The organism is Natronococcus sp. A-GB7, assembly GCF_029688865.1.
GTDB lineage: Archaea > Halobacteriota > Halobacteria > Halobacteriales > Natrialbaceae > Natronococcus.
This window is the reverse complement of sequence record NZ_JARUKV010000003.1, coordinates 29364-54063: the sequence shown is the minus strand read 5'-3', so window position 1 is coordinate 54063 and position 24700 is coordinate 29364. Positions and strand designations below refer to the sequence as shown.

The following is a 24700-nucleotide window of genomic DNA, read 5'->3' as shown; positions in this document are numbered from 1 at the left end:
GGCCAGACCGCCCGTGTCACACGTCGCCTTCAGCGATCTCCGGACAGCCGCCTACTGCCCGCGGAAGTGTTACTATCGGCGCCGGCAGGACGACGACGAGCGCGAACCGCCACCCGAGGTTACGGAAATTCGGGATCTCGAGCCCCGCTACGAGTCCCTGCTCGAGGCGTCGATCGACGACCTCGCATCCGAACCGATCGCCCTTCCGCCGGCGGCCTACCGCGACCGACTCGCCGAGACCCGACGGCGGCTCGCGGAGGCGGACCACTGGGGGCGTCTTCGCGAGCCCGACGGGCGAACCGTCCTCGCGACGGGGCGCCACTGTCGGGGGATCGTCCACAAGGTCCTCGAAGACCCTGTCGAGCCCGTCCTCGTCTCGGCCGGAAAACCCCCCGAGAACGGCGTCTGGGAGTCCCAGTCGGTCCACGCCGTCGCGGCCGCGAAGGCGCTGGCCTGGGAGCACGAGCGCTCGATCGAGCGCGCCTGGCTCGAGTACCCCGCCCACGGCACGATCCGGCGGATCGATCTCACGACCCGACGGAAGGCGGGGTACCGTCGAGCATTACGGGCCGTGCGGGAACTCGACGGGCCGCCGGCGCGGATCGACAACCGAGCGAAGTGCGGAGCCTGCGAGTTCGCCGAGCAGTGTGGCGTTCGAACGCGGACGCTACGGTCGTTGCTCGGATTCGGTTAGTGGGCGTCGAGCCACGCCTCGATCTCGTCGGCACGCGCACCGCGACGGTGAACTGTCCCGCTCGAGACGTCGACGACGGTGCTTTCGGTACCTTCCGTCTCGCCGCCGTCGATCGTTACCGCGACCGCCTCGCGGATCGCCGGCTCGAGCTCGTCGACACTGCGGACGCTCCCGCGGCCACTGACGTTTGCGCTCGTCGACGTAATCGGCGTTCCGGCCCGTTCGCAGAGCCGGAGCGCGAGGTCGTGGTCCGGCACCCTGACCCCGACCCGATCCTCGCCCGCAGTTAGCTCGTCGGGGACGATCTCGCGTCGCCGACAGAGAACGGTCACGGGCCCCGGGAGGAACTTCGCCATGAATTCGCGCTCGCGGTCGGTCGCGCGGACGTACTCGAGCGCCGACGGAACCGACGGCAGGGCCATCGAGACCGGCTTCGATCGGTCGCGTCCCTTCGCCTCGAACACTCGCTCGACGGCGTCGGGGTCGACGGCGTTCGCGCCGAGGCCGTAGACGGTCTCGGTCGGGTAGACGACTAGCTCGCCCTCTCGGATAGCGGTGGCGGCCGACTCGAGTTCGCTCATAGTCGTCCATCGGCTCGGAACCGGCAAAAACGCACCGCGTTAGTCGAGACCGAGTTCGGCCTCGAGGGCCTCGTAGTCGGGGAACTCGGGCCACTCGTCGGCGACCCAGACCGACTCGATCGATCGGTCGGCCTCGAGGGCGACGAACGCCAATCGGGGTTCGCCGATACCGGTCATCCCGTCGAGATCGTGAGCGATCCCGTAGTCGGCGGCGATCCCGTTGGTCGGATCGGCGAAGATTTCGACGGGCAGGTCGTTCTCGTCGAGGAACCGGGAGATACCGTACGGCGTCGAGGCCGTGACCCCGACGACCCGCTCCTCGCGCTCGAGCCAGCCCCGCTCGGCCAGCTCGTCCCAGACGTACTTGGCGACGAACGAGCCGATCATCGGGGTGAACACGAGGATCGTCCGGCCGTCGACGAACTCCGCGAGCGAGCGATCTTCCCAGAACTCGTCGGTAACGAGCGGTCTGGTGAAGTCGGGCGCCGTCTCGCCGGGCCCGAGGTGGTCGGTCGGCTCGAGTTCGACGACGTCGAACTCGGGCATCAGTCGTCACCCCCGGTTTCGGCGGTCGCCCCGTCGGCCGTCGTCGAGTCGGCCGCCGAGCCGGCGCCGTAGGTCGACTCGAGGTAGTCGACGATGTTGGCGCTCTCGGCCATCGTCACGCCGGTCTCGTGGTCGACGATGACTGGGACGGTGCGGACGCCGGCGACGCGCTTGACGACGTCCCGACGGGAGTGCAGCGGCTCGACGAACCGCGAGCGGTACTCGAGTCCCAGCTCTCCGAGCGCGCGAGCGACGCGCTCGCAGTACGGACACGCCTGGAGCCGGTAGAAGGTGATCGCCGGTCCGTCGTCACGATTGGTGGCCTTGGACATGGCCGTTCGTTGGGGGACGGACGGGGTAAACGTGTCGTCAGGAAGGGGCAAAGAATGGTAAACGGTTAACCGATCGGGTGTTAAGTCAGGACATCATGGCGCTGTCTCCGCTGCTCGAGGTCGTGCTCGCCGCCTACGAGGTCCCGTTCGTCGGTCTCGAGGTCGACGAGTCGACCGTGACGATCTTCGGCGTTCTCGCTGTCGCGGTGCTCATTCTGCTCTCGGGATTCTTCTCGTCGTCCGAGATCGCGATGTTCAACCTCGCGAAACACCGTCTCGACGGAATGGTTGAGGACGGCGTCGAGGGCGCCGAGCTGGTGAAGGCGCTCAAGGACGATCCCCACCGGTTGCTCGTAACGATCCTCGTCGGAAACAACATCGTCAACATCGCGATGTCCTCGATCGCAACGGCCGTCCTCTCGATTCACTTCGGCGGGCTGGTCGGCGTGTTGCTCGCGACGTTCGGGATTACGGCGATCGTGCTGCTGTTCGGCGAGAGCGTCCCCAAGTCCTACGCGGTCGAGAACACCGAGTCGTGGGCGGTCCGCATCTCGAAGCCGCTCAAGACCACCGAGTACGTGCTGTTCCCGCTGATCGTCCTCTTCGACTATCTGACTCGGCAGGTGAACAAGCTCACCGGCTCGACGGGCGCGATCGAGTCGCCCTACGTCACTCGCGACGAGATCCAGGAGATGATCGAATCCGGCGAGCGCGAGGGGGTCTTAGAGGAGGAAGAACACGAGATGCTCACCCGGATCTTCCGGTTCAACCAGACGATCGTCAAGGAGGTGATGACGCCGCGCCTCGACATGACGGCGGTTCCGAAAGACGCGACGATCGACGAGGCGATCGAGACCTGTATCCAGAGTGGCCACGCTCGCGTCCCGGTGTACGAGGGCAGCCTCGACAACGTCCAGGGCGTCGTCCACATCCGCGACCTGGTTCGGGATCTCAACTACGGCGAGGCCGAGGCGGAGGACCTCGAGCTCGCCGACCTGATCCAGCCGACGCTACACGTCCCCGAGTCGAAGAACGTCGACGAGCTGCTGACTGAGATGCGAGAGAATCGGATGCATATGGCGATCGTCATCGACGAGTTCGGCACCACCGAGGGGCTGGTCACGATGGAGGACATGGTCGAGGAGATCATCGGCGAGATCTTAGAGGGCGGCGAGGACCTGCCGATCGAGGAGATCGACGCCGACACTGTCCTCGTCCGGGGCGAGGTCAACATCGAGGACGTCAACGAGGCTCTCGAGATCGAGCTCCCGGAGGGTGAGGAGTTCGAAACGATCGCCGGCTTCATCTTCAACCGCGCGGGCCGGCTCGTCGAGGAGGGCGAGGAGATCGAGTTCGACGGCGTCCGTATCACGGTCGAGGCCGTCGAGAACACCCGCATCATGAAGGCGCGGCTGCACAAACTCGAGCGCCACGACGAGAGCGAGGAGGAGGCCAACGAACTCGAGGAGACCGACGCGAACTAACGAGCGTCGACGGCGGCGACGACCTCGCTTGCGACCCGCGGCGGCAGAACGACTCGTCGGGGGCCCTGGACGTAGCGGCCGTCGGGCTGTGCGTAATCGAAGTTGACGATCGCGATGTCGCCGATCCGACGGACCGACGCGCCCTTTATTACGTCGAGATCGATCGCCTGGTCCGGATCGTAGAGGTAGATCGTCCGCTCGTCGGGATCGTAGGCGCCGACCGAGCGCAGGAACGAGGCGAGCAACAGCGCGACGAGCGCCAGCGGGAGCGACAGCGCGGCCAGACCGGTGAACGGGCCGGCGCCGACGTCGCCTAACAGTCCCTGCTGGGAGACGATCCGTCCGGCGATCATCAGCGAGCCGATGACGACGATCATCCCGACCGTTCCCAGAATCGCGTCTCTCGCCCGATCGAGCGAGATCTCCCGGTCGATCGAGGTCGGTATCCTGTCGGCGAGACGCTCGAACTGGCGTTCGGCGTTACTCGAGAGGGCGAACGCGACGGCCGTGGCCAACACGGCGACCAGCGCAGCGACGACGATCGACTCGCCGCCGACCTGACTGGCCATATCGAACAGCCGCCAGAAGACGATGATGACGCTCACGGCGAAGAAGGTCCCGACGCCGACCGACCATAGAAGACGGACGGTACGGGAGGTGTCGGGATCCCGTCGCCACCGGAGCGGTTCGGAGGCGTCCATACTCGACTCTCGCCGCCGGTCGTGTAAAGGCTGTTCGGTGTCGGGCGCCTAGAGCAGGATGGCCTCGATGGCGAGATATCCTCCGAACGCGATAACGATCGACCCGGCAAGCGAGAGCACCCAGGCGAGGACGGTGTAGCCCATCTTGCTGGCGCTGACGCCGCCACCGGAGCCGGCGGCGTAGCCGCTACCGATGATCGAACTGACGATAATCTCGTTGAACGAGACGGGAATGCCGAACAGTACGGCGACCTGCGCGATGGCGAACGACGGGATCAGCGCGGCGATCGACCGCCGGGGACCGAGCGAGGAGTAGTCCTGCGAGATCGCCTTGATCATCCGCGGCGCGCCGGTCCAGGAGCCGAGCAGCAGTCCGAACCCGCCGCCGACGAGCAGGGCGAACAGCGGCAGCCCGACGTCGCCCGACAGCGGGATCAGCGGTCCGATCGCGAGCCCGACCTGGCTGCCGCCGGCGGAGAAGGCGACGAGCCCGCCGAGCAGGAGGAGGAAGTGTCGCTCGCCGCGTTCGACCCCGTTACGGAGGTCGTATCCGATGACGATCGCCCAGAGGGCCGCGATGAGTGCCGTCATCGCGACGATACCGACGATATCGCTTCCCGGCATCCAGCCGCTGGCCGCTCGGGCGATCGACGCCCCGCCGTCGGGCGGCCCGAGGACGGCGAACTCGATGTTGGCGACGATGACTCCGATCAGCGCCGCCAGCGCGACGATGAGGTACTCCTCGGCGATCGGTTCGGCTCGCAGCGTTCGCGCGATCGCGTAGGCGATCCCACCGCCGACGAACGGCGTCAGAACCCAGAGGGTGACGATCTCGGCGTATTTCGACCAGGCGGGGTCGCCGCCCATCGCGAGTCCGGCGCCGACGACGGCACCGGTGACGGTAAACGCGGTCGCGATTGGATACCCCGCGAAGACGCCGATCGCGACGAGTCCGGCGGCGATGATCAGGGCGATCGTCGCGGCCGCCGGCGACAGGGTTACGCCGCCGATCAGCTCCGTCCCGACCGCCTCGGAGACGTTCGCTCCCTGCAACACCGCGCCAGCGAACCCGAGAATGCCGACGAAGAAACCGGCCCGCATCACCGAGATCGCGTTCGCCCCGACCGCGGGGGCGAACGGGGTCGACCCACTCGAGCCGGCGCCGATCGCCCAGGCCATAAAGAGACTGGCAACTGCGGCGATCAGGAACGTCGCGACCGTCACGAGTTCGACCATCTATCTGATACTACTGGAGGCCCCTACAAGTGTGTGCCGACCTGCAATCGCCGTCTTCGCCACCGAGAGCCGCCGTCGATACCGTTAGGTGTTAAGTGGTGGGCCCGCTTATCGAAGCGTAGCTATGCGCGATCAGCAGCGGAGATTCGACAGGCGGGAGTACCTGACGCTGGCCGGGGGAGCCGGGGTTGCCACGACGATCGGTCTGGCCGGCTGTCTCGAGGACGCCGAGGGGAACGGGGACGACAGAAACGGGGACGACGAGGACGACGAAAACGGAGACGACGAAGACGTCGCCGACGACGGCGAGAACGGCAACGGCGATACGGAGGGCGAGACGATCGTTCCCGGTACCGCGCCGGGGTTCGAACCCTTCCAGATGAACGTCGACGGCGAACTCGTCGGCTTCGACATTGACCTGCTCGAGGCCGTCGTCGCCGAGACCGAGTACGAACTCGGCGACTGGGAGGAACTCGAGTTCGACTCGCTGATCCCCGCCCTCGAGAACGAGAACATCGACGTCATCGCCGCGGCGATGACGATCACCGAGGAACGGGAGGAGTCGATCGCCTTTACGGAGTCGTACTACAGCGCCGACCAGTCCGTACTGGTCCAGTCCGGCGGGGACGTCGAGCCCGACGAACTCGAGGACCTCGCAGGCCTCGAGGTCGGCGCCCAGTCCGGAACCACGGGCGAGGGCGTCGTCGAGGACGAACTCGGCGACGACGTCGACTACACCTCCTACGACAACTACGTCCTCGCCGTCGAGGAACTCGAGCGCGGCACCTTGGACGCGATCGTCATCGACGAACCGGTCGCCGAGTCGTTCGCGGGCGACCGGGACGTCGAGATCGCCTTCACCTTCGAGACCGGCGAGGAGTACGGTTTCGGGGTTCGACAGGACGACGAGGACCTCCAAGAAGCGCTCAGCGAGGGGATCGCGGCCGTCGAGGAATCCAGCGAGTACGACGAGATCACCCAGGAGTGGTTCGACGAGTAGCCTGATCGGAGATGGAAGGCATCGTCGCGCTGACCGAGCTCTCGACGGCGCTACCGGCGGGGCAACTTCTGCCCGTTAGCGAGGAGCAGGTCGGCCAGTATCTCGGCGAGGACTGGGAGTTCGTCTACCGGAACAGCGACTACCTGCTGTGGGGGACCGTCGTCACGATCCTCCTCACGCTGACCAGCATCCTGCTCGGCTTTCTCGCCGGCTTCCCCGCCGGCGCGATCGAGGCCTACGGGAGCGGCTACTCGCGGGCGATCGTTCGGAAGTTCGGCGTCCTGTTGCGCGGGACGCCGATCCTGGTCATCATGATATTCACGTTCTTCGTGTTGCCCATCGACATCGTCCTCGGCGCCGCCGAGATCGGACTGCGCTCGATCGAGTTCGTTCTCGGCCCGACGCCGTTTACCGTGCCGACGGACGTTCCCGAAGCCTTCATCGCCGCGACGATCGCGCTGGGCTTTCGGAGCGCAGCCTACCAGTCACAGATCTTCCGTGGCGCACTCGGGAGCATCGACGAGGGACAGATGGAGGCCGCCCGCTCGATCGGCATGAGCCGCCTCGAGGCGATCCGACACGTGATCGTCCCCCAGGCGATGCGCCGCAGCGTCCCGGGGTTTCAAAACGAGTTCACGATCGTCCTCAAGGACACCTCGATCGCCTTCGCGATCGGCCTCGGGGAACTGCTCAAGCGCAGCCACGACCTGTTTACCCAGCAAACGACCGCCGTACTCGAAGTCATCCTCTTCATCAGTTTGATCTACTTCGTGTTGACCTTCGGAACCAACCGCACGCTCGACTACGTGAGCAATCGCTTCGCAATCCCAGGTGAATCGTCGTGAGTGATCGAACCGAGACGACCGACGGTACTGGACGGGAGCGCGGCGCCGACGCCTCGAGTTCGGCCCGCGGGACCGAAACGGATCCCCTGTTGCGCATCGAGGACGTCCGGAAGTCCTACGGCGACGAGGAGGTGCTCCGGGGGATCGACCTCGAGATCGACCGCGGGGACGTCGAGGTGTTGGTCGGCCCCAGCGGCAGCGGGAAGTCCACGCTGTTGCGGTGTCTCAATCGCTTAACCGAGGTCGACAGCGGTCACATCTACCTCGGCGACACCGAGATCACTGCTTCCGACGCGGACCCAAATGCCGTCCGCCAGCAGATCGGGATGGTGTTCCAGGACATCAACCTTTTCGCCCACCTTACCGCGCGCAAGAACATCACGCTCGGACTTCGGAAGGTCCGCGGGCTGAGCAAGAACGAGGCTCGGCAACGGGCCGACAGCGAACTCGACCGGGTCGGCCTCGCAGATCAGGCCGACTCCTATCCCGCACAGCTCTCGGGCGGCCAGAAACAGCGCGTCGGGATCGCCCGCGCGCTGGCGATGGATCCCGAAGTGATGCTGTTCGACGAGCCCACCAGCGCGCTCGACCCCGAACTCAGCAACGAGGTGCTCGAGGTGATGCAGGGGCTGGTCGCCGAGGGGATGACGATGGTCGTCGTCACCCACGAGATGCGCTTCGCCCGCGGCGGGGCCGACGAGATCACGTTCCTCGCGGAAGGCGAGATCGTCGAACGCGGCCCGCCCGAACGGCTGTTCGAGAACCCCGAGCGCGAGCGAACGAAGCGGTTCTTCGAGAGCATCCGCCATGAGTAGCGAACCCGACACCGGGGGTCGAGCGCGGCCATGAGCGTTGCCGACGCCCTGGGAATCGACACCGGCCGGCTCCGGGAGTCGACCGACGACCTCGGGCGGGTCGCGATGGTCGTCGTCGGGATCGCCTTCTGGGGGTGGCTGGTCACGCGCTGGCTCTACGACTGGACGCTCGGACGCTGGGAGATCGGTCCCGGTGCGGGCGAGAACTTCCTCTCGCCGGCCCCGCTCGAGGGGGTCGCGGACGCCCTCGAGGGATCGGTCGTCGCCCTGGGTCCGGTCAGGATTCCGGTCGATCCGCTCGCGACCCTCGCCGACGGGATCGCGCTGGCGATCGACATCGCGCCCGCGCTTGCGACCGGCGCGTGGTACACGATCGTCCTGACGACGGTCGCGATCGTGCTCGGCTTCTTCATCGCCGTGCCGATGGCCGTCCTCCGGGTCTATGGCGGGCCGTTCCGCTGGCTCGCGCTCGCCTACACCGAGCTGATTCGGGGAACGCCGCTGTTGGCCCAGCTGTTCGTGCTCTACTACACGCCCTACCTGGCGCTGTGGCTCAACGACGCTCCCGTCGTCGGCGAGGGGTTCGTCCCCGACTACGCGTTCTGGATCGCGATCATCGGCTTCACGATCAACGGCTCGGCCTACCAGGCCGAGTACATCCGCGGGGCACTCGAGAGCGTCGACGAGGGCCAGCTCACCGCCGCGCGGGCGATCGGCCTCTCGAAGCTCGAGGGGATCCGCCACGTCGTCCTCCCACAGACGCTACGGTACGCGATCCCGGCCTGGACGAACGAACTGGTCTATCTGATCAAGTACTCCTCGCTGGCGGGTTTCATTACGGTACCCGAACTCTACTACCGGGCCAGCCGGATCGCTTCCTCGACGTTCGAGTACACGCCGATCTTCACGCTGCTGGCGCTGGTCTACCTCGGTATCGTGTTGTCGGCGACGAATCTGATGACCCGTGTCGAACGCCGGGTCGCGGTTCCGGGGATCGGACAGGCGGAGGGTCGCCAGCAGGGTTAGTTCGTCGTGGACTTCGAGTTGTCCGTGGGCTCCGGCGGCGGTTCGGCGCCCTCGATCGCCTCCGCGGCCTCCGTGTCCTTTTCGACCTCGACGTGCCAGCGATCGATCGCGTCCTCGAACTCGCTGAGCTGGCTGGAGACGTCCTCCTTCAGGACGTCGTCGTTGACGTTGACCTCGAAGATGAACTGCTCGCCCTCGCCGCGGGTCGACTGCTGGATGTTCGCGCTGATGAGTTCGTTGTCGAAGTAGTACGGGGCGAGCTGGGTCATCACGTTCTGGTAGACCGTGTCCTCAACCCGACGGAGCGCCTTTCGGCTCGCCGAGTCGGCCGCGCGCGCCACGTAGTCGATCGACTCCTTCCAGTCGTCGACCGCGGCGTCGGCGTCGTCCTTCTCCAAGTGTTCGTACGATTTGGACAGCTTCTCGCCGGCGGTCTTGATGTCCTCGTCGGGCTCCTTGCCCGCGCGCTCGCCTTTCCCCTCCTCGACGCTGGCCTGATCGGCCGTCTTCTCGCTGACGTCCCGCTCGAGGGTCTCGTGAGCCTTCGGGCGCCACTCGTCCCACTCCTCGAAGGCGCGAGCGAAGCTGGCGCCGTAGTCGTGGTCGGGGTCGTGGACGCCTGCCTTCCGGAGCGCGCGCGTGATCCGCTCGCCGTGCTCGACGACGTCTCCCCAATCGCCGCGAACTTTGAATCCCGAGATGCTCTCTTCCATTCGGCTGCGCGCTGCTATGCGTTGGACCGACATAAGTTTCGTCGCTGCGTGAGATCGCCACTCTCGTGAGTTGCTGGCACGTGCCGCGCTCGCCCGTCGAGACGGACCGACACCGTGAAAGTGCCGGCGCGTGCCTGTTCGAGTAATGACGATCGAAGACCGGGAGGACGCACACCTGATCACGCACGCGCTCGCGAAACACACGCTCTCGCAGCTTCGGGACGTCGAAACCGAGCAGGTCAGCTTCCGGAAGGGACTGGTCAAACTCGGCCGGATCTGTGGCTACGAGATCATCGACGGCCGGATGGAGACCGAGTACGTCGAGATCGAGACGCCCCTGGAGCCGACGATGGGCGAACAGGTCCGCGGACTCGACGACGTCGTCATCATCAACGTCCTGCGCGCGGCGACGCCGTTCGTCGAGGGACTGCTAAAGGCGTTCCCCCGCGCGCGTCAGGGCGTCATCAGCGCGAGCCGCGACGAGGAGGCCGGCCGCGACGAGGACGGCTCGTTCCCGATCACGGTCGACTACGTCAAACTGCCCGAGATCCACGAGGAGGACACGGTGATCATCGCCGATCCGATGCTCGCGACCGGGAGCACGATGTGTACCGTTCTGGAGCACGTTATCGAGAACTCACCCGAGCCCGAGAACCTGATCGTCCTCTCTGCGGTCTCCGCGCCGGAGGGCCTGCTTCGGGTCGACGAGACCCACCCCGAGGCCGACCTGCTGACGGTCTCGATCGACGACCGACTCGACGGTCGCGGCTTCATCGTCCCCGGGCTGGGCGACGCCGGCGACCGGGCGTTCCGGACGACGTAGCCGTTCGAGCAGCGGCGCTCGAGCGAGCTAGCGACAGGTGTCGAGCGCGAGCAGCTCGTTGGCGGGACAGCGCTGGATGATCGCGGTCGCGAAAACGTCGCTACCGGCGACGAATGCCAGCGTTCCGAGCGTTCGGTCGCGGTTGCGGTAACCGAAAGTTAGCAGAGCGATTCCGACGACGACGCGCAGCAGGCGGTCGACTCCGCCGACGTTCGGATTCATACGCGGGGAAGGAACGCCACGCACGTCACTCTGTCCCCTGACCCCTCCGTTTCCGGTCGAACCCTCGCTACGTCGGGCGATTCGAGCTGTCGATCTCGAGTCGAAACGGTCCCGAAGTGTTCTCGGTGCGCCGGTTGTTCGTCGCTCGATTCGGCTGAACCGACTGTTACTCGCGTCGTCGTCGCTCGAACGTTCGCAGCCGACCGATCCGCGCCTCGGTCGACGGATGCGTCGAGGGCCGCCAGCCCAGGAGCCGACGAACCGCCCGCAGTACCGGCTCGATCGCCCCCGCGTAAATCGACCTGCCGATCCACGCCAGCGCCCGTTCGAAGGGGCCCGGTTCGCCGATTCGCTCGAGCGAGACCGGCGGGAGGTATCGCTCGACCCAGCTCTCTTCCCCGTCGTCAGGGTCGGCGATCTCGATCCCCAGCGGCTGCGGGACGATCCCGAGGGTCGCACTGGCGTGCACCCGCACATCCCGCCGGGGACGCAACTCGTCGTCCTCGAGGGTCTCGAGCGCGCTCGCCAGCGCCCCCGGATCGCCGGTCAACCGACTCGCTCCGCGGTCAGCGGCGTACTCGCGGGTCCGCGAGAAGAGTCCGAGCGCGATCGCGTTCATCCCGAGTACCGCGCGTGCGACCGCGCTCACGACGAGGTAACACAGGCCGAGCACGAGAATCGGGACCGCGAAGACAATAACGCCGATCCCGGTGACGAGGGCGATCGTCGCCGTGTTCTCGAGAACCCGCCGCAGCAGGCGCTCGCGCTCGAGCAGTCGGTCGCCGATCGCGACGGTCGCGGCGACGGCGGTGACGACCGGGAGGTCACGGTTGGCGACGTGGGCGACCTCGTGGGCCAGCGCGGCCCCGAGTTCGTCGTCGTCGAGCTCCTTGAGCAGTCCCGTCGTGAGGACGATCGTCGGCGAGCGCTGGGGGCCAACGGTCAGACAGCCCGGTTCGGGGCGGTCGGCGACGGCCACCGATGGAGCCGGGACGTCGGCCTGGACCGCCAGCCGTCGGACTCTGCTCGCGACGTTTCGCGGTCCGTCGCCGTCGACGTCCTCGAGACCGAGCCCGGCGACGGCCGTCCGCGAGCCGTACCGCGCCTGCGTGACGACGAGTCCGATCGCGCCGAGAAGCACCGCCCCGACCGAAAGCGGGAGGCCGAGCTCGATCGACACCGACCGCCCGCTGACGGCGAGCGCGCGGCTCCCGATCCAGGCCAGCGCCGCGAGCACGACGCCGTTGACGGCAACCACCAGCGCGAGCGCGCCGAGGACTCGAAGCTGGAGCCGTCGGTCGGGCGGGAGCGGCATGTTCCGACATTTCTCTCTGTTCGTCAATACTGTTTCGGCGGTTGTCACCTCGAGCGCGCGACGCTCGAGCGCTACTCGTCGGTCCCGCCCGCGTCTTCCGTCTCGCTCTCGCCGCCATCGTTGCCGTCCCCCTCGCTCTCGTCGCCTTCGGTCTCGTCCATCGCGCTCGAGAGTCCGTCGTCGCGCTCGCGCTCGAGGGCCAGCGGTGCTTCGCTGTAGGTGGAGTAGCCGTCGAACCAGCGGACGATGCGTTCGATGCGGTCGACGACGTGGCCCGGCTCGCCGCTGCGGGAGAGCTCGTGGCCCTCGCGGGGGTAGCGGACGAGCCGCGTGTCGACGCCGTGTTTCTGCAGGCCGAGATAGAACAGCTCGGCGGTGTTCGCGGGGGTCCGGTAGTCCCGATCGGAGTGGAGCACGAGCGTCGGGGTCTCGACGTTCGGGACGTGGGCGACGGGTGATCGTTCCCAGAGGAACTCCGGCTCCTCCCAGGGGGTCGTCCCGAAATCGCCCTCGATGAGCTTGAACGCGTCCGTCGAGCCGTAGAAGCTGGAGAGATCGTACACGCCGCGCTGGGAGACCGCAGCCCTGAAGCGGTCGCTCTGTCCGACCGTCCAGGCGGTCATGAACCCGCCGAAGCTCCCGCCGGTGACGTACAGCTCGTCCTCGTCGATGTAGTCGCGCTCGCAGACGACGTCGACGCCCGCGAGCACGTCGGTCAGCGTGACGTCGCCCCAGTCGCGCTCGATGGCGCTCGCGTGGGCTTCGCCGTAGCCCGTCGACCCTCGCGGGTTCGACCAGAAGACGACGTACCCCCGCGCGGCCAGGGTCTGGAACTCGTGCCACATCGTCCCTGACGTCGTCCACTGGGAGTGGGGACCGCCGTGGATCTCGACGACCAGCGGGTAGGTCTCGTCGGGGCCTCGCGAGCCCTGCTCGCTCGACGCTTCCGAGGCGCGCTGTCCCTCGCCGCCGAACTCCGGCGGCGTGAGCAGCCAGCCCTGGATCTCGTGTCCGTCGCTCTCGAACCACACCTCCTCTGGCTGGCGGACGGCCCGATCCGAGAGGTACTCGTGGTTGACCCTGGTCAGTCTGACCGTCTCGGCGCCGCCGCGGGTCGTGAGGAACAGATCGCCAGGGTGGTCCCACTCGCTTTGGGCGACGGCGACGGCGTCAGTCCCAACCGAGAACGACTCGACGGTGACGCCCTCGCCGTAGACGCGGGTCGGCTCCTCGCTCCCGTCGCCGGGAACCGACCAGAGCACCCGCGACCCCTCGTCCGGCGTCGTGAAGTACAGCGACTCGCCCTCAGGGTCCCACTCGAACGCCGAGTTGTGACCGATCGTCCGATCGAGCAGCTCCGTCGGCGTCGTCTCGGTCCCGCTCGAGCGGTCGTGGACGCGGAGTTCGGTCTGCCCGAGCGTCAGCCGTTCCTCGTCGGTGTACTCGAAGGCGACCCGGCCGTCGGCCGTCGCCTCGAGCCCGCTGATCCAGCCCGTCGTCTGCGTGAATTCGGTGCGCTCGTCGGTTCCGAGCTCGTGCTCGAGGAGGTCGTACGTCACCGAATCGTCGGGCTGTTCGCCCGCTTTCGTCGCGTAGTAGACGGTTTCGGAGTCGCCCCACGTCGGGCCGACGTAGTCGGCGTCGCCGTCGGTAAGCCGGGTGATCGCCGCGCCCGCGTCGTCGTCTCCGTGATCGACGCCACCCTCGAGGGCCGCCTCGACGTCGAGGACGTAGACGTGGCTCCGGCGTCCGTCCATGTACTCCGTTCCGGCGCGGTAGATCATCCGATCGATCACGCGCGGGTCGGGTGTCTCAGGTTCGTAGTCGGGATCGACCGCGACGTCGCGCCCCTCTTCGCGGTCGCCCTCGCTAACCTGCTGGGCAAAGAGCAACCGGGAGCCGTCGGGGCTCCACTCGAGGTCGCCGACTCCGCCGACGACACCCGTGAGACGCCGAGCCTCGCCGCCGTCGGTCGGCAGGAGCCACAGCTGTTGTCGGTCGCCCTCGCCGCGCGTGCTGACGAACGCGAGTCGGTCGCCGTCGGGGCTCCAGCGGGGCTGGCCGTCGACGCCGTCGGCCGCGGTGAACTGTCGCGGTTCGTCGCCACCGACGGGAACGACGTGAATCGTCGCCTCGGTCGTCTCCTCGTCCTCCGGCGTCCGACGGACGAACGCGACGCGGTCTCCCCCCGGCGAGAGTCGGGGATCTGCGGGCTGTACGAGGTCGTGGTAGTCAGCCGCCTCGATCCGGTTCATGCCAACAGGCACCGTGGAATCCGTGAAAGTATTTCGATTCGTAACCGACTTCGGTCGATCGACCGGCCTGGATTTCTCGACAGCCCGCCCGGACTTCGATGAGCCGGGAAGACTCCTTTTAATATATATGTTTTCGTACTGACTAGCGGAAAAAATCCGAAGCAGCTATTAACGAATCACACAATATATAGTGCCGTATGGTTCGACATATCAAGCGGCGCAAGTTCATTGCGCTCGGTGGGGCTGCTGGAATCGTGGGTTTCGCCGGTTGTATCGGCGAAGACGCCGAAGAGGAGGCCAACGGCGACGACGATGCCAATGGCGACGACGACGCCAACGGCGACGACGACGCCAACGGCGAGGAGGAAGACTTCGGCGAGGCGGAACCGGACGAAGGTGGGGAGGTCCTCTCCTGGCACGCGGGCGGTACCGAGGGGACGTACTACCCGCTGTCGGGTGACGTGAAGTCCATCGTCGAGGAGCACTCGCCACACGGCATCCAGGTGCAGTCGACCGGCGCGAGCGTCGAGAACGTCGGCAGTCTCCAGCGGGAGGAGGCCGACTTCGCGCTGATTCAGAACGACATCGCCTACTTCGCGTTCAACGGCACCGGCATCGAGGAGTTCGAGGGCGAACCCGTCGAGAACCTCCGCGGGATCGCCTCGCTGTACCCGGAGACGATTCACATCGTCACCCAGGCCGACTCGGGCATCGAAACCGTCGAGGATCTCGAGGGGGCCTCGGTCAACACCGGCGACGTCGGCAGCGGGACGCAGGTCAACGCCCTGCAGATCCTCGAGACCGCGGGCGTCGAGGACTTCGACGAGCAAAACACCGACTTCGGGACGGCGGCCGACCAGATCGGCGACGGCGACGTCGACGCCGCGGTCACCGTAGGCGGGTGGCCTCTCGGCGCGATCGAGGACCTCGCGGTGAATCAGGATATCGCGTTCGTCGAGGTCGAGGAGGACCTTCGCGAGGACCTCATGAACGAGGCCGAGTGGCTCGCCGAGGACACGATCCCCGGCGGAACGTACGACGGCGTCGACGACGACGTGGAGACGGTTTCGGTCCAGGCGATGATCGCCACCCACGACGGGATGGACGACGAGATCGTCGAGGACGTCACGACGGCGATCTTCGACAACACCGATCAGTTCACCACCCAGGCCGACTTCATCGACGTCGAATCCGCCCAGGACGGGATGCCGATCGATCTCCATCCCGGCGCCGAGGCGTACTTCGGCGACGCCGAGGAGTAAGGGACCGACGCGGATCGGTCTCGACGTCGAGATCCCTCGATGGACCGCCACCCGACTACCGTGAAACTGACCAGACGTCGACTCGTCGCGTCCGCCTTCGCACTGTTCGGAGCGTCCGCCGTGACGATTTCGTCGGCGACTGCCGACCGGACGCTCGTCGTTGCCGACGCCGCTACCGAGGAGCGACTGCTCGAGCTCCCGGTCGACGACGGCGAGCGAGTGACCCTCGAGTACACTCACAGCGTCGAGCGAACGCCGGTCGAGGACGTGTACGCTGTCGACGGCGACGAGCTCCGAGCCGTGAAGTCGGTGTTTCACTCCTTCGGGGCGGGGTTACCGACCGACGTTACGCGCACCGACGAGGGGTACGTCGTCGACGGAACCAGTCGCCACGACGAGCTGTACGTCGTTCCCGGTTCGATCGCCGGCCACGAACTGGTCGTCGGCGACGATCGGTACGATCTCGTCGGGATCGCCGACGGCGGCGTTGTCCTGTTTCTGACCGATCGGACGGCCGGAGACGCGTTCGCGGCCGATCGACTGTCGTCGGTCGTCACACCGCAGCCGCGGGGGAGTTCGCTCGAGCACAAATCGACTGATTAAACCGACCGGAACAGGAGTATCAGCACAGATAGTATGCGCACGTCTGAGGGGAGCGTGAACGGGAGGCACGTATGAGCATCGACACTCGAGACGACGAGACGCTAAGCGAGGAAGAGCAGCAGGAACTGATGGAGGAGGTCGAGCGGCGACGAACCCACCGCGGGCTCGCCGTCGTCATCGTCGGACTGATCGCGATCTCGTTTTCGGCGTTCCAGATGTGGATCGCCGCCCGGGGGTACGTTTTCGGCGCGACGCTACCGATCGTCGGAGAGGTCCGACTCGCCGGGCTCCAGCAGCTCCAGGTGAACGCGATCCACGTCGCGTTCGCACTGGTGCTTGCCTTCCTGTTGTTCCCGGCGAGCCGCGGCGAGGGATTCCTCGCCCGTCGTCTCGGTCGGGTCGAACCGGCAGTCAGACGACGGTTCGGCGACGATCACGCACTCACCGGTGCAACCGCTCGCGCGGCCGGGTTCACCCGCTGGGCGGCGGTCGACCCGAACATGCGTCGGATCGCACCGGTCGACGTTCTCCTGGCACTGCTTTCGCTCTGGCCCGCCTACTACATCGCGAGCCACTTCGACGAGATCCGAACGATCGGGGTTCACCGGTTCGAGGGAACGCAGTCGCTCTACGAGGTGTTTCCGCCGTTCGAGGCGATCGAGTGGCTGCTGGCAGTCGCCGGGATCGACGTCGACATCGGCGCCGCGCTCGTCGACGCCGGCGCTCCGTTCGCCGACGTCTCGGCCGCGTTCGTCCTCTCTATCCTCGGTATGCTGCTCGTTCTCGAGGCGACCCGACGCGCCCTCGGGCTCCTGCTGGCGTCGCTCGTGGCGACGTTCATCGTCTACGCCCGGTGGGGATACCTCATCCCACGCGATTCCGCGATCGGCGCGCTGACCATTCAGCCGGACACCTGGGGGAACATCATGTACAACCTCTGGTACACCGTCGAGGCGGGCGTCCACAGCCAGCCCGTCTCCGTCAGCGTCCGGTTCATTTACATCTTCATCCTGTTCGGAGCGTTCCTCGAGATGAGCGGTGCGGGCAGGTGGTTTATCGACCTGGCCTACTCCGCGACAGGCACCCGCCAGGGTGGCCCCGCGAAGGCGAGCGTCGTCTCCAGCGGTTTCATGGGGATGCTTTCGGGCTCGTCGATCGCGAACACGGTGACGACCGGGGCGTTCACGATCCCGCTGATGAAGCGCTCGGGCTACTCGCCGGAGTTCTCCGGCGCCGTCGAGTCGTCCTCGTCCTCGGGCGGGCAGATGCTCCCACCCGTAATGGGGGCTGCCGCCTTCCTCATCGTCGAGTTCACGGGGACACCGTACGCCGACGTGATCATCGCTGCAACCCTGCCAGCGCTCGCATTCTTCTTCGGGATGTGGGTAATGGTCCACTTCGAGGCCGTCAGAGGCGGGATCGGCGGCCTCCCCCGCTCGGAGCTCCCCGCGGTGAGAAGCGCGCTTCGAAGCGGCTGGTTCTACCTGATCCCGATCGTCCTGCTGCTGTACTACCTCATCATCGCCCGGTACTCGATCAACCGTGCCGGCTGGTTCACGATCGTCGCCGTGATCGCGTTGCTCGCGGTCGTCGCCGCCTACAACGAGCGGACCCGCGTCCCGCTGCTCGCGACGATTACGGCTCTCTTCGCCGCTCACGCCGGTGCGTACGCGGCCGTCGGCGCCGGTCTCGTCGACGCGATCCAGGCGGTTGCCGGACTCGAGGCGACCGGCGAGCCGCTGTCGGCCGCCGCCGCCATCAACGCCGCGGCTTCCGACCTTGGCGTCATCGCGATCCTCGTGAGCGTCGTGTTCATCCTGCTCCAGCCTCGCGGCGACGCGCCGTTGCTGGAGTTCGACGACGCGGTCGACGACGCCGCGAGAGGGGCCGCGGAGAAAATCGACCGACCGACGCTTGCGAGCAACAACGCCTACCGGTTCGGCGCGTTCGTCCTGAAGTCGATGGACTCCGGTGCCCGGACCGCTACCACCGTCGTCGTCGCCGTCGCCGCGGCGGGCGTCGTCCCCGGGGTCATCAGCGTCTCCGGTCTGGGGCCGAACCTGGCGGCGCTCATCAGCGCCATCAGCGGCGACTCGATGCTCGTCCTGTTGATGCTGACCGGCATCGCCTCGATCATCTTCGGGATGGGGATGCCGACGACCGCGATGTACATCATCCTCGTTGCGATGCTCGAGGCACCGCTGGTCGATGCCGGCGTCATCGTGCTGGCCGCGCACCTGTTCGTCCTCTACTGGGGGCTGATGGCCGACGTCACCCCGCCGGTCGCGGTCGCCGCCTTCGCCGGCGCCGGCGTCGCGAAAGCCGAGGAGATGCAGACGGCGGTGACCGCGTTCCTGCTCTCGCTGAACAAGGTGTTGGTGCCGTTCGCCTTCGTCTTCTCGCCGGGAATCTTGCTCCTGCGGGACGGCGAGGTCATGGGCTGGGCGGACGTCACCGACGTGAGCTACATCGTCCCGGACGTGGTGATCCCCGTCCTCGGGATGTTCGTCGGGGTCTACGCACTCGGCGTGACGATCATCGGCTACCAGTACACCGAGGTCACTTCGACGAACCGCGCGCTGTACTCGATCTCGTCGATCCTGCTGATGGTGCCCGAGATCCCGCTGTTGCTCACGGAGGCCGTCCTCGCGTTTGCGGGTATCCCCTCGGCGCTGACGATCTTCGAGATCACCGCCTCGCTCCGTGGCGTCGGCCTGGCGATGCTCGCGGTGTTGACCTACCGCAACCGCTCGCGGGCCGATCTCGAGGAAGCCGACACCACGCCGTCCGCGCCGGCAGCCGGCGACGCCTGATCCGGGACGATCCCGTCAGTATTTTAATCTATCCGACGTAGGTCGTCGTATGACCGACCCGAGCGTGTCGATCGCCGACGAGGACGCCGTCACCTCCTCGAGCACCGCGTTTCGAATCGCGCTCGGGCTCTACGTCGGCGTCCTCGTCGGCGGCGTCGCGGCCTCGGTGGCTGCGACCCAGCAGGTTTCGAACGCCGTCCTCGTCGGGGTTTTCGTCGGCGGCCTCGTGACCGGGATACTCCTGGGAATCGTCGTCGCGCGACTCGACGACGACCTCGCGATCCGCCTCGGCCGGAACCGGCGCCGTCGCGCGCTATTGTACCTGCCCGGGATTCCGGGCCTGCTCGGCGCGGCGGCCGTCGCCTCGTCGTGGTCGCCGGTCGCCTCGCCACTCGTCGCGACCGGGTCGTCCCTTACCGTTCTCGTGCTCGGGTACGTCCTCGGCGGTATCGCCCGGACCGAGTACGTGGAGGCAGTAACCGGTGACGAGCCGATTGGTACCTGGGAGTGGACGCCGCCGAACGGCGGCAAGGTCGATACGCTCGTCGCGCTCGGCTGGCTGTCCATCGCGTTCATCAACGCCGTCGGCGGAAACTGGTCGGCCACCGTGGTCTGGCTGCTGATCGCGGCAGGCTGGATCGTCGCTGGTGCTATCGAGGGCCGGTGGCAGACGCCGTGGGGCGCCGACCCCGAAATCCGGGTCTACGAGAACGGGTTCGTCAAGCATCGCCCGTTCACGAAGACGTTCGTCCCCTGGGACGAGGTCGCCCACGTTCGGCTCCACGAGGACGAACTCGTCCTCGATCGCAGGCTGTTCGACGTCCGCCTCGAGCGCTCGGAACTCGACGAACTCGAGGCCGTCCGGGAGACGATCGAGCGAACCTTCGAAGCCGCGGGCGCGGACGCTCGGTCCGTACCGTAATCCGGCTATTCGAGGGCGACCCGCCCGCTGGTCGCGCTCCGGAGTCGGTCCCGGAGCGCCTCGGCCTCTGCGACCGGAACCCGAACCTCGAAGCTGACCTCGGCCTCGTAGTCGGCGTCGAACTCGAGGGCCTCGCTCTCGAGGATACTGCGAACGGTTCCGGAGTCGTCGTACTCGACGGTGACCGTCACCCGTTCGTGTGGCCGCTGTTCGACGATCCCCGCCGTCTCGACGGCCTCTTTCACCGCCCGGGAGTAGGCTCGCACGAGCCCGCCGACGCCGAGGTTCGTCCCGCCGTAGTAACGGGTGACGACGACCGCGCAGTTCTCGAGTTCTTGTTGGGCGAGGACGTTCAGGGCCGGCTTGCCGGCCGATCCCGAAGGCTCGCCGTCGTCGCTCGAGTACTCCCGGAGGAACTCCCCGTCGGAGTCGGCCCGCACACGGTAGGCGGGGACGTTGTGGGTCGCGTCGTCGTACTCCGCGGCGACGCGGTCGACGAACGCCTCGGCGGCGTCGACAGAGTCGACGGGGCGGACGTGGCCGAGGAACTCCGACCCCTGGACGACGAACGTCGCCGTCGCGGCGTCGGCGACGGTTCGATACGTCTCGCTCACGCGGGACCACTCCGTCCCCGTTCCCGGCCCTGGCCCTGCCCCGGATCGATCATGGGGGCCGTACGCATGTGACCAAAAAGAGCCCGTCGGTCGCCGCGCCGGTCGGTGCCGGATCCGCTACGTTATTGGTCCTCGGTACGGTCTGTGACCCCATGAACGATACTGTCATCGACGAGACGTTCGCCGACGAGCTTCGCAGCGCCTGCCGAACCACCGTCGGCGACGAACTCCGCAGCATCACTTACCTCACCGAGGACGACGTCGAGCAGGTGTACCTGCGGTCGGATCTCGACCAAACCGCCGATCTCGTCGGCTTCGCCGAACACGAACGCCGCGGCTTTCACTCCCAGTCGGCCTACCGAAACACCCAGCTCGGGGAGTACGAGGCGACGATCCGGATGTTCGAGAACGGCTACCTGACCCGTGTGATTCGGGGCTCACACGGCGTCTGGGTGACGACCGACAACATGTCGATGGAGCGCTTCGAGGAGCTGACGAGCGCGCTCAGCGCCGTCCTCGAGGACCACGAGCCGGCGATCTGACCTCACTGCAGTTCGATCTTGCGGACGAACTCGAGGTCGCGGATCTCGGTGATCACCTCGCCGGGCAGATCCTGATCGGTGACGAGGTAGAGCCGGGGTTCGTCGGTGAACTCGGGGTCCTCGCTGATCGTCTGCCGGATCGAGATATCGTACTCGGCCAGGGTCCCCGTGATCGTCGCGACGATCCCTTCCTGGTCGGCGTCGTCGACTGCGATCGACAGCACCGTCAGATCGAGAACCGGCGCCAGATCCATCAGACTGGGAACCTGCGAGATGTTCTGGAAGATCCGTCGCAGTTCGGGATCCTCGAGAATGACGTCGGTCGTCGAGTCGACGACTCGCCGGTCGACGCCGATCTCGCGTGCGATGCCCGTGTTCGGTATTTCGATGCCGCCGGAGACGACCCGTCCGTCGTCGTTGACGGAGAACCCTCGCTCGAGCAGCAGGCGGATCACCGCCTGCTGGCTCGGCGACCCCTCGAACTTCTCCATAATCTCGTCGAACATGTCCGTATCGGGCGTACGCGGGCCGGGGTATAAGGGTCGGTGATCAGCGCGCGCCGTCGGCTCGGCGCGTGTCTTGAGACCGCGTTACAGGGCACCCTTCGTGCTCGGTGTCCCCTCCCGACGGTCGTCGATCCGGGTCGCGTCGTCGAGCGTGCGCGCGAGTGCCTTGAACAGCGCCTCGACCTCGTGGTGGGCGTTCTCGCCGTCGACCTCGAGGTGGAGCGTCAGCCCGGCGTTCATCGCGAGCGACTCTCCGAAGTGGCGGGCCATGTCGCTCGTGAACTCCCCGATCGCGTCCTGGGAGAACTCGCCGTCGAAGTAGAACCGGGGTCGGCCGCTGACGTCGACGACGGCGCCTGCGACGGCCTCGTCCAGCGGGACGCGGCGATCGGCGTACCGGACGATCCCCGTGCGGTCGCCCAGCGCCTCGTCGAGTGCCGTCCCGACGACGATCGCGACGTCCTCGACGGTGTGGTGGTCGTCGATCTCGAGGTCGCCGTCGCAGTCGACCGCGAGGTCGAACAGCCCGTGTTTGGCGAGCGCGGTCAGCATGTGATCGAAGAAGCCGATCCCCGTCTCGACGTCGGCGTCGCCGCTGCCGTCGATCGCGAGGGTGCAGTCGATGGTCGTCTCGCTCGTCTCGCGGGTTACCGTCGCCGTTCGCTCGCTCATGGTGGACCGATGCCGCCGCCGGTACAAGGTGGTTCCGTTCGGCTCGGGGGACCGTCGAGGATCGCTCCCGCCGGATGCGTGTGGTTCGCACGATCGGATCCCGCAGAGCCGGTTATAAAATTTCTAACTAGTTCTGGAACGGTTTCGAAACGTCTCTTCCAGTACGTACCAGTGATAAAATAGAACTAACTTAACCTAATATTCGATTGCTTATATGATGATTATGGTGAATGTAAGAGATACAAAGAGGTAGTTCCTGGCCATGTCGAACCACTCCCCACTTCCGAACGAATCGATCACGCCTGCCGACTCGGACGCGTCTACGGCCGAGCGATACCATCGTCGATTCGTTCGATCGGTCAAAGCCCCCGCCCAGTTCGTCTCGTTCTGGGCCGCGATCGCCCTCCCATTCGTCCACCTCCCGCTGCTCGCACGCGGTCTCGGCGATCCGAACGTCCTGCTCGCGTTCTCCGTGTTGCTCGGCATCAACGTCCTCGCGCTCTACGCCGGACACGGACACAACCAGCCCTGAGCCGTCCTTCCGTCCGGAACTATCCTCTCGAGAGCGACTCCTGTGCGGAATCTCGTTTTCGTTTCGAACCGATTATTTACCCCCCTCTCGCACCGTCTTGTACGCGTGACAATTCGCGTCGACTGGCGCTCGAGCTGTAGCCTCACCGGGACGGTGCTCAAGTGGCTCGCCGTTCCGTTAGCGGCTCCGCTGGCACTCGCGATGCTCGACGGCGACGACCCGATCCCGTTTCTGGTCGCGATCGTCCTCACGGCGGCGATCGGACTCGCCCTCGAGACCCTCTCCGCGGAGCGCTCGCTCGGCCAGCGGGAGGCGTTCTTGATGGTTGCGATTACCTGGCTCGGGGTCGCGGCGGTCGGCGCCGTTCCCTTCCTGTTGGTCGGGCTCGCGGCCGGCCCACAGTCTGCGTTCTACGGCGGGCTCGGCGGCCCTGTCAACGCCCTGTTCGAGAGCATGAGCGGACTCACGACGACGGGTGCGACCGTGATGAGCGGCTGGGACTTCGAGAACCAGTCGCGGGCGATCTTGCTCTGGCGCCAGCTGATCCAGTGGCTCGGCGGCCTCGGGATCCTGATCGTTGCGATCGGGCTGCTCTCGAGCCTGATGGTCGGTGGCGCCCAGTTGATGGAGACCGAGTCCCAGACCCGAAACGTCCGCAAACTCCGTCCTCACATCAGCGACACCGCTCGGCTCATCTGGGGGCTGTACGTCGGCGTCACCGTGCTGGCGGCGGCGACGTTCTACACGCTCCACCTGGTCGGGCTCGGTCCCAACATGGATGCGTTCAACGCCGTCGCCCACGCGCTGACCAGCGTCGCCACCGCCGGCTTCTCGCCGGAACCCGGCAGCGCCGGCGCCTTCTCGCCGGTCGTCCAGTGGGCGATCATCCCCTTCATGATCCTGGGATCGACCAACTTCGTCCTGCTGTACTACGTGACACAGGGCGACTACCGTCGACCCCTCGAGTCTCAGGAGTTTCGCTTCTACGTCGGCGTGCTGGCGTTTTTCGCCGCCCTGGTCGTGGCGATCCTCCTGCTGGATCCAGACGTCAACACGGGTTTCGAGCCGACGATCCGCCACGGGGTCTTCAACGTCGCCTCGCTGGTGACGACGACGGGCTACGCCTCGACGGACTTCGATCTGTGGGGCCCCGGCGCGAAACACCTCCTGTTTCTCTGTATGTTCATCGGCGGGATGGCCGGGTCGACGACCTGCTCGATCAAGTCGCTGCGCTGGCTGGTGACGCTGAAGGCGTTCCGCAGAAGCCTCTTCACGTCGGTCCACCCCGAAGCGATCCGTCCGCTCCGGCTCGGCGACGAGGTCGTCGACGAGGAGACCGTTCGGGACATCTACGCCTACATCCTGCTCACGCTCGTCATCTTCTTCCTGCTGACGATCTTCGTGGTCGTCGACGCGGCCCGCACTAGCGACCCGGTCGGCGAGTTCGAGGCAATGGGCGCCTCGGCGTCGATCTTCCTCAATATCGGTCCCGCGTTCGAGCGGGCCGGCCCGCTCGATAACTACGCCGGCTTCTCGGTCACCTCTCGAGCGGTGATGGTGATCATGATGTGGATCGGCCGCATCGAGATCATTCCGGTGCTCGTGTTGCTCACGCCGGCGTTCTGGAAGTCGTAGCCGACGGGCGC

Annotated in this window: 26 protein-coding genes; 14 read left to right on the top strand and 12 right to left on the bottom strand. The window is 66.6% G+C overall.

The features are described 5' to 3' along the window. Positions 1-13: 13 nt before the first annotated feature. On the top strand, positions 14-694 hold the full coding sequence (locus tag QA609_RS03670; RefSeq protein ID WP_278301230.1) for a hypothetical protein: 681 nt from the start codon (positions 14-16) through the stop codon (positions 692-694). Here QA609_RS03670 and QA609_RS03665 read toward each other — a convergent pair. Genes QA609_RS03665 through QA609_RS03655 form a run of 3 tightly spaced genes read right to left on the bottom strand, consistent with a single transcriptional unit; the run spans position 691 to position 2153 of the window. Continuing rightward, on the bottom strand, positions 691-1275 hold the full coding sequence (locus tag QA609_RS03665; protein WP_278301229.1) for an L-threonylcarbamoyladenylate synthase: 585 nt from the start codon (positions 1273-1275) through the stop codon (positions 691-693). The two genes, QA609_RS03670 and QA609_RS03665, sit on opposite strands and share 4 nt — an antisense overlap. A gap of 39 nt (positions 1276-1314) precedes the next feature. Beyond that, positions 1315-1821 carry a redoxin domain-containing protein gene (locus QA609_RS03660; protein WP_278301228.1) on the bottom strand — a complete coding sequence of 169 codons (507 nt, stop codon included), beginning with the start codon at positions 1819-1821 and terminating at the stop codon, positions 1315-1317. Next, the gene (locus tag QA609_RS03655; protein ID WP_278301227.1) at positions 1821-2153 is read right to left on the bottom strand and encodes a glutathione S-transferase N-terminal domain-containing protein; all 333 of its coding nucleotides are present in this window, start codon (positions 2151-2153) and stop codon (positions 1821-1823) included. Before QA609_RS03655 ends, QA609_RS03660 begins: the two co-directional genes overlap by 1 nt. Positions 2154-2248: 95 nt before the next feature. On the opposite strand from QA609_RS03655, the gene QA609_RS03650 reads away from it, so the two are divergent. Further along, positions 2249-3637: a hemolysin family protein gene (locus QA609_RS03650; protein ID WP_278301226.1), complete on the top strand. Its 1389-nt coding sequence runs from the start codon at positions 2249-2251 to the stop codon at positions 3635-3637. Here QA609_RS03650 and QA609_RS03645 read toward each other — a convergent pair. Together QA609_RS03645 and QA609_RS03640 are read right to left on the bottom strand one after the other, a co-directional pair. Further along, positions 3634-4338: a hypothetical protein gene (locus tag QA609_RS03645; RefSeq protein WP_278301225.1), complete on the bottom strand. Its 705-nt coding sequence runs from the start codon at positions 4336-4338 to the stop codon at positions 3634-3636. The two genes, QA609_RS03650 and QA609_RS03645, sit on opposite strands and share 4 nt — an antisense overlap. Positions 4339-4386: 48 nt before the next feature. Continuing rightward, entirely contained in the window at positions 4387-5574 is a 1188-nt protein-coding gene (locus tag QA609_RS03640; protein WP_278301224.1) for an inorganic phosphate transporter, read from the bottom strand. 124 nt (positions 5575-5698) lie between these two features. Between QA609_RS03640 and QA609_RS03635 the strand changes: the two genes are divergently transcribed. Genes QA609_RS03635 through QA609_RS03620 form a run of 4 tightly spaced genes read left to right on the top strand, consistent with a single transcriptional unit; the run spans position 5699 to position 9260 of the window. Next, positions 5699-6574: a transporter substrate-binding domain-containing protein gene (locus QA609_RS03635; RefSeq protein WP_278301223.1), complete on the top strand. Its 876-nt coding sequence runs from the start codon at positions 5699-5701 to the stop codon at positions 6572-6574. A gap of 11 nt (positions 6575-6585) precedes the next feature. Beyond that, positions 6586-7419 (top strand): amino acid ABC transporter permease, encoded by an 834-nt coding sequence (locus tag QA609_RS03630; RefSeq protein ID WP_278301222.1) that lies wholly within the window; start codon positions 6586-6588, stop codon positions 7417-7419. Continuing rightward, positions 7416-8234, top strand: a complete 819-nt coding sequence (locus tag QA609_RS03625) for an amino acid ABC transporter ATP-binding protein (protein WP_278301221.1) — start codon at positions 7416-7418, stop codon at positions 8232-8234. Before QA609_RS03630 ends, QA609_RS03625 begins: the two co-directional genes overlap by 4 nt. 30 nt (positions 8235-8264) lie before the next feature. Next, positions 8265-9260: an amino acid ABC transporter permease gene (locus QA609_RS03620; RefSeq protein ID WP_278301220.1), complete on the top strand. Its 996-nt coding sequence runs from the start codon at positions 8265-8267 to the stop codon at positions 9258-9260. Here QA609_RS03620 and QA609_RS03615 read toward each other — a convergent pair. Beyond that, entirely contained in the window at positions 9257-9973 is a 717-nt protein-coding gene (locus QA609_RS03615) for a DUF5828 family protein (protein WP_278301219.1), read from the bottom strand. The two genes, QA609_RS03620 and QA609_RS03615, sit on opposite strands and share 4 nt — an antisense overlap. Before the next feature lie 145 nt (positions 9974-10118). Here QA609_RS03615 and upp point away from each other — a divergent pair, with 145 nt between their 5' ends. Then, positions 10119-10796, top strand: coding sequence for a uracil phosphoribosyltransferase (gene upp / locus QA609_RS03610; protein ID WP_278301218.1), 678 nt, complete (start codon positions 10119-10121; stop codon positions 10794-10796). A gap of 27 nt (positions 10797-10823) precedes the next feature. Here upp and QA609_RS03605 read toward each other — a convergent pair whose 3' ends face one another. From QA609_RS03605 to QA609_RS03595, 3 genes are all read right to left on the bottom strand, one after another. Continuing rightward, positions 10824-11018 carry a DUF2892 domain-containing protein gene (locus QA609_RS03605; RefSeq protein ID WP_278301217.1) on the bottom strand — a complete coding sequence of 65 codons (195 nt, stop codon included), beginning with the start codon at positions 11016-11018 and terminating at the stop codon, positions 10824-10826. A 166-nt stretch (positions 11019-11184) separates the two neighbouring features. Next, positions 11185-12333 (bottom strand): M48 family metalloprotease, encoded by a 1149-nt coding sequence (locus tag QA609_RS03600; RefSeq protein WP_278301216.1) that lies wholly within the window; start codon positions 12331-12333, stop codon positions 11185-11187. A 71-nt stretch (positions 12334-12404) separates the two neighbouring features. After that, complete coding sequence (locus QA609_RS03595) at positions 12405-14588, bottom strand: S9 family peptidase (protein WP_278301215.1); 2184 nt, start codon at positions 14586-14588, stop codon at positions 12405-12407. Positions 14589-14785: 197 nt separating this feature from the next. Here QA609_RS03595 and QA609_RS03590 point away from each other — a divergent pair, with 197 nt between their 5' ends. The 4 genes from QA609_RS03590 to QA609_RS03575 all read left to right on the top strand — a co-directional run bounded on the left by QA609_RS03590 (position 14786) and on the right by QA609_RS03575 (position 20188). Then, a complete protein-coding gene (locus QA609_RS03590; protein WP_278301214.1) occupies positions 14786-15850 on the top strand; it encodes a TAXI family TRAP transporter solute-binding subunit in 1065 nt (354 codons plus the stop codon). Between the two features lie 39 nt (positions 15851-15889). Continuing rightward, positions 15890-16453, top strand: coding sequence for a DUF1850 domain-containing protein (locus tag QA609_RS03585; RefSeq protein ID WP_278301213.1), 564 nt, complete (start codon positions 15890-15892; stop codon positions 16451-16453). A gap of 71 nt (positions 16454-16524) precedes the next feature. Further along, positions 16525-19266 (top strand): TRAP transporter fused permease subunit, encoded by a 2742-nt coding sequence (locus QA609_RS03580; protein ID WP_278301212.1) that lies wholly within the window; start codon positions 16525-16527, stop codon positions 19264-19266. A gap of 49 nt (positions 19267-19315) precedes the next feature. Beyond that, positions 19316-20188, top strand: coding sequence for a hypothetical protein (locus tag QA609_RS03575; protein WP_278301211.1), 873 nt, complete (start codon positions 19316-19318; stop codon positions 20186-20188). A 5-nt stretch (positions 20189-20193) separates the two neighbouring features. Here the strand turns inward: QA609_RS03575 and QA609_RS03570 are convergent, their stop codons facing one another. Continuing rightward, the gene (locus tag QA609_RS03570) at positions 20194-20802 is read right to left on the bottom strand and encodes a YigZ family protein (protein ID WP_278301210.1); all 609 of its coding nucleotides are present in this window, start codon (positions 20800-20802) and stop codon (positions 20194-20196) included. Between the two features lie 152 nt (positions 20803-20954). Between QA609_RS03570 and QA609_RS03565 the strand changes: the two genes are divergently transcribed. Continuing rightward, on the top strand, positions 20955-21344 hold the full coding sequence (locus QA609_RS03565) for a hypothetical protein (RefSeq protein WP_278301209.1): 390 nt from the start codon (positions 20955-20957) through the stop codon (positions 21342-21344). 2 nt (positions 21345-21346) lie between these two features. On the opposite strand, the gene QA609_RS03560 is transcribed toward QA609_RS03565, so the two are convergent. Continuing rightward, positions 21347-21850 (bottom strand): amino acid-binding protein, encoded by a 504-nt coding sequence (locus tag QA609_RS03560; protein WP_278301208.1) that lies wholly within the window; start codon positions 21848-21850, stop codon positions 21347-21349. An 84-nt stretch (positions 21851-21934) separates the two neighbouring features. After that, entirely contained in the window at positions 21935-22522 is a 588-nt protein-coding gene (gene hisB, locus QA609_RS03555) for an imidazoleglycerol-phosphate dehydratase HisB (protein WP_278301207.1), read from the bottom strand. Positions 22523-22784: 262 nt separating this feature from the next. On the opposite strand from hisB, the gene QA609_RS03550 reads away from it, so the two are divergent. Together QA609_RS03550 and QA609_RS03545 are read left to right on the top strand one after the other, a co-directional pair. After that, positions 22785-23054 (top strand): hypothetical protein, encoded by a 270-nt coding sequence (locus tag QA609_RS03550; protein WP_278301206.1) that lies wholly within the window; start codon positions 22785-22787, stop codon positions 23052-23054. A gap of 105 nt (positions 23055-23159) precedes the next feature. Next, positions 23160-24689 (top strand): TrkH family potassium uptake protein, encoded by a 1530-nt coding sequence (locus QA609_RS03545; RefSeq protein ID WP_278301205.1) that lies wholly within the window; start codon positions 23160-23162, stop codon positions 24687-24689. Positions 24690-24700: the final 11 nt, after the last annotated feature.

What these genes read in the sequence shown, in the direction of transcription:
- QA609_RS03630 (WP_278301222.1), top strand. Translation starts at nt 6,586, where the DNA reads ATGGAAGGCATCGTCGCGCTGACCGAGCTCTCGACGGCGCTACCGGCG.
- QA609_RS03585 (WP_278301213.1), top strand. Translation starts at nt 15,890, where the DNA reads ATGGACCGCCACCCGACTACCGTGAAACTGACCAGACGTCGACTCGTC.
- QA609_RS03650 (WP_278301226.1), top strand. Translation starts at nt 2,249, where the DNA reads ATGGCGCTGTCTCCGCTGCTCGAGGTCGTGCTCGCCGCCTACGAGGTC.
- QA609_RS03665 (WP_278301229.1), bottom strand. Translation starts at nt 1,275, where the DNA reads ATGAGCGAACTCGAGTCGGCCGCCACCGCTATCCGAGAGGGCGAGCTA.
- QA609_RS03645 (WP_278301225.1), bottom strand. Translation starts at nt 4,338, where the DNA reads ATGGACGCCTCCGAACCGCTCCGGTGGCGACGGGATCCCGACACCTCC.
- hisB (WP_278301207.1), bottom strand. Translation starts at nt 22,522, where the DNA reads ATGAGCGAGCGAACGGCGACGGTAACCCGCGAGACGAGCGAGACGACC.
- QA609_RS03580 (WP_278301212.1), top strand. Translation starts at nt 16,525, where the DNA reads ATGAGCATCGACACTCGAGACGACGAGACGCTAAGCGAGGAAGAGCAG.
- QA609_RS03560 (WP_278301208.1), bottom strand. Translation starts at nt 21,850, where the DNA reads ATGTTCGACGAGATTATGGAGAAGTTCGAGGGGTCGCCGAGCCAGCAG.
- QA609_RS03595 (WP_278301215.1), bottom strand. Translation starts at nt 14,588, where the DNA reads ATGAACCGGATCGAGGCGGCTGACTACCACGACCTCGTACAGCCCGCA.
- QA609_RS03550 (WP_278301206.1), top strand. Translation starts at nt 22,785, where the DNA reads ATGTCGAACCACTCCCCACTTCCGAACGAATCGATCACGCCTGCCGAC.
- QA609_RS03635 (WP_278301223.1), top strand. Translation starts at nt 5,699, where the DNA reads ATGCGCGATCAGCAGCGGAGATTCGACAGGCGGGAGTACCTGACGCTG.
- QA609_RS03615 (WP_278301219.1), bottom strand. Translation starts at nt 9,973, where the DNA reads ATGGAAGAGAGCATCTCGGGATTCAAAGTTCGCGGCGATTGGGGAGAC.
- upp (WP_278301218.1), top strand. Translation starts at nt 10,119, where the DNA reads ATGACGATCGAAGACCGGGAGGACGCACACCTGATCACGCACGCGCTC.
- QA609_RS03565 (WP_278301209.1), top strand. Translation starts at nt 20,955, where the DNA reads ATGAACGATACTGTCATCGACGAGACGTTCGCCGACGAGCTTCGCAGC.
- QA609_RS03655 (WP_278301227.1), bottom strand. Translation starts at nt 2,153, where the DNA reads ATGTCCAAGGCCACCAATCGTGACGACGGACCGGCGATCACCTTCTAC.
- QA609_RS03600 (WP_278301216.1), bottom strand. Translation starts at nt 12,333, where the DNA reads ATGCCGCTCCCGCCCGACCGACGGCTCCAGCTTCGAGTCCTCGGCGCG.
- QA609_RS03605 (WP_278301217.1), bottom strand. Translation starts at nt 11,018, where the DNA reads ATGAATCCGAACGTCGGCGGAGTCGACCGCCTGCTGCGCGTCGTCGTC.
- QA609_RS03575 (WP_278301211.1), top strand. Translation starts at nt 19,316, where the DNA reads ATGACCGACCCGAGCGTGTCGATCGCCGACGAGGACGCCGTCACCTCC.
- QA609_RS03620 (WP_278301220.1), top strand. Translation starts at nt 8,265, where the DNA reads ATGAGCGTTGCCGACGCCCTGGGAATCGACACCGGCCGGCTCCGGGAG.
- QA609_RS03660 (WP_278301228.1), bottom strand. Translation starts at nt 1,821, where the DNA reads ATGCCCGAGTTCGACGTCGTCGAACTCGAGCCGACCGACCACCTCGGG.
- QA609_RS03640 (WP_278301224.1), bottom strand. Translation starts at nt 5,574, where the DNA reads ATGGTCGAACTCGTGACGGTCGCGACGTTCCTGATCGCCGCAGTTGCC.
- QA609_RS03590 (WP_278301214.1), top strand. Translation starts at nt 14,786, where the DNA reads ATGGTTCGACATATCAAGCGGCGCAAGTTCATTGCGCTCGGTGGGGCT.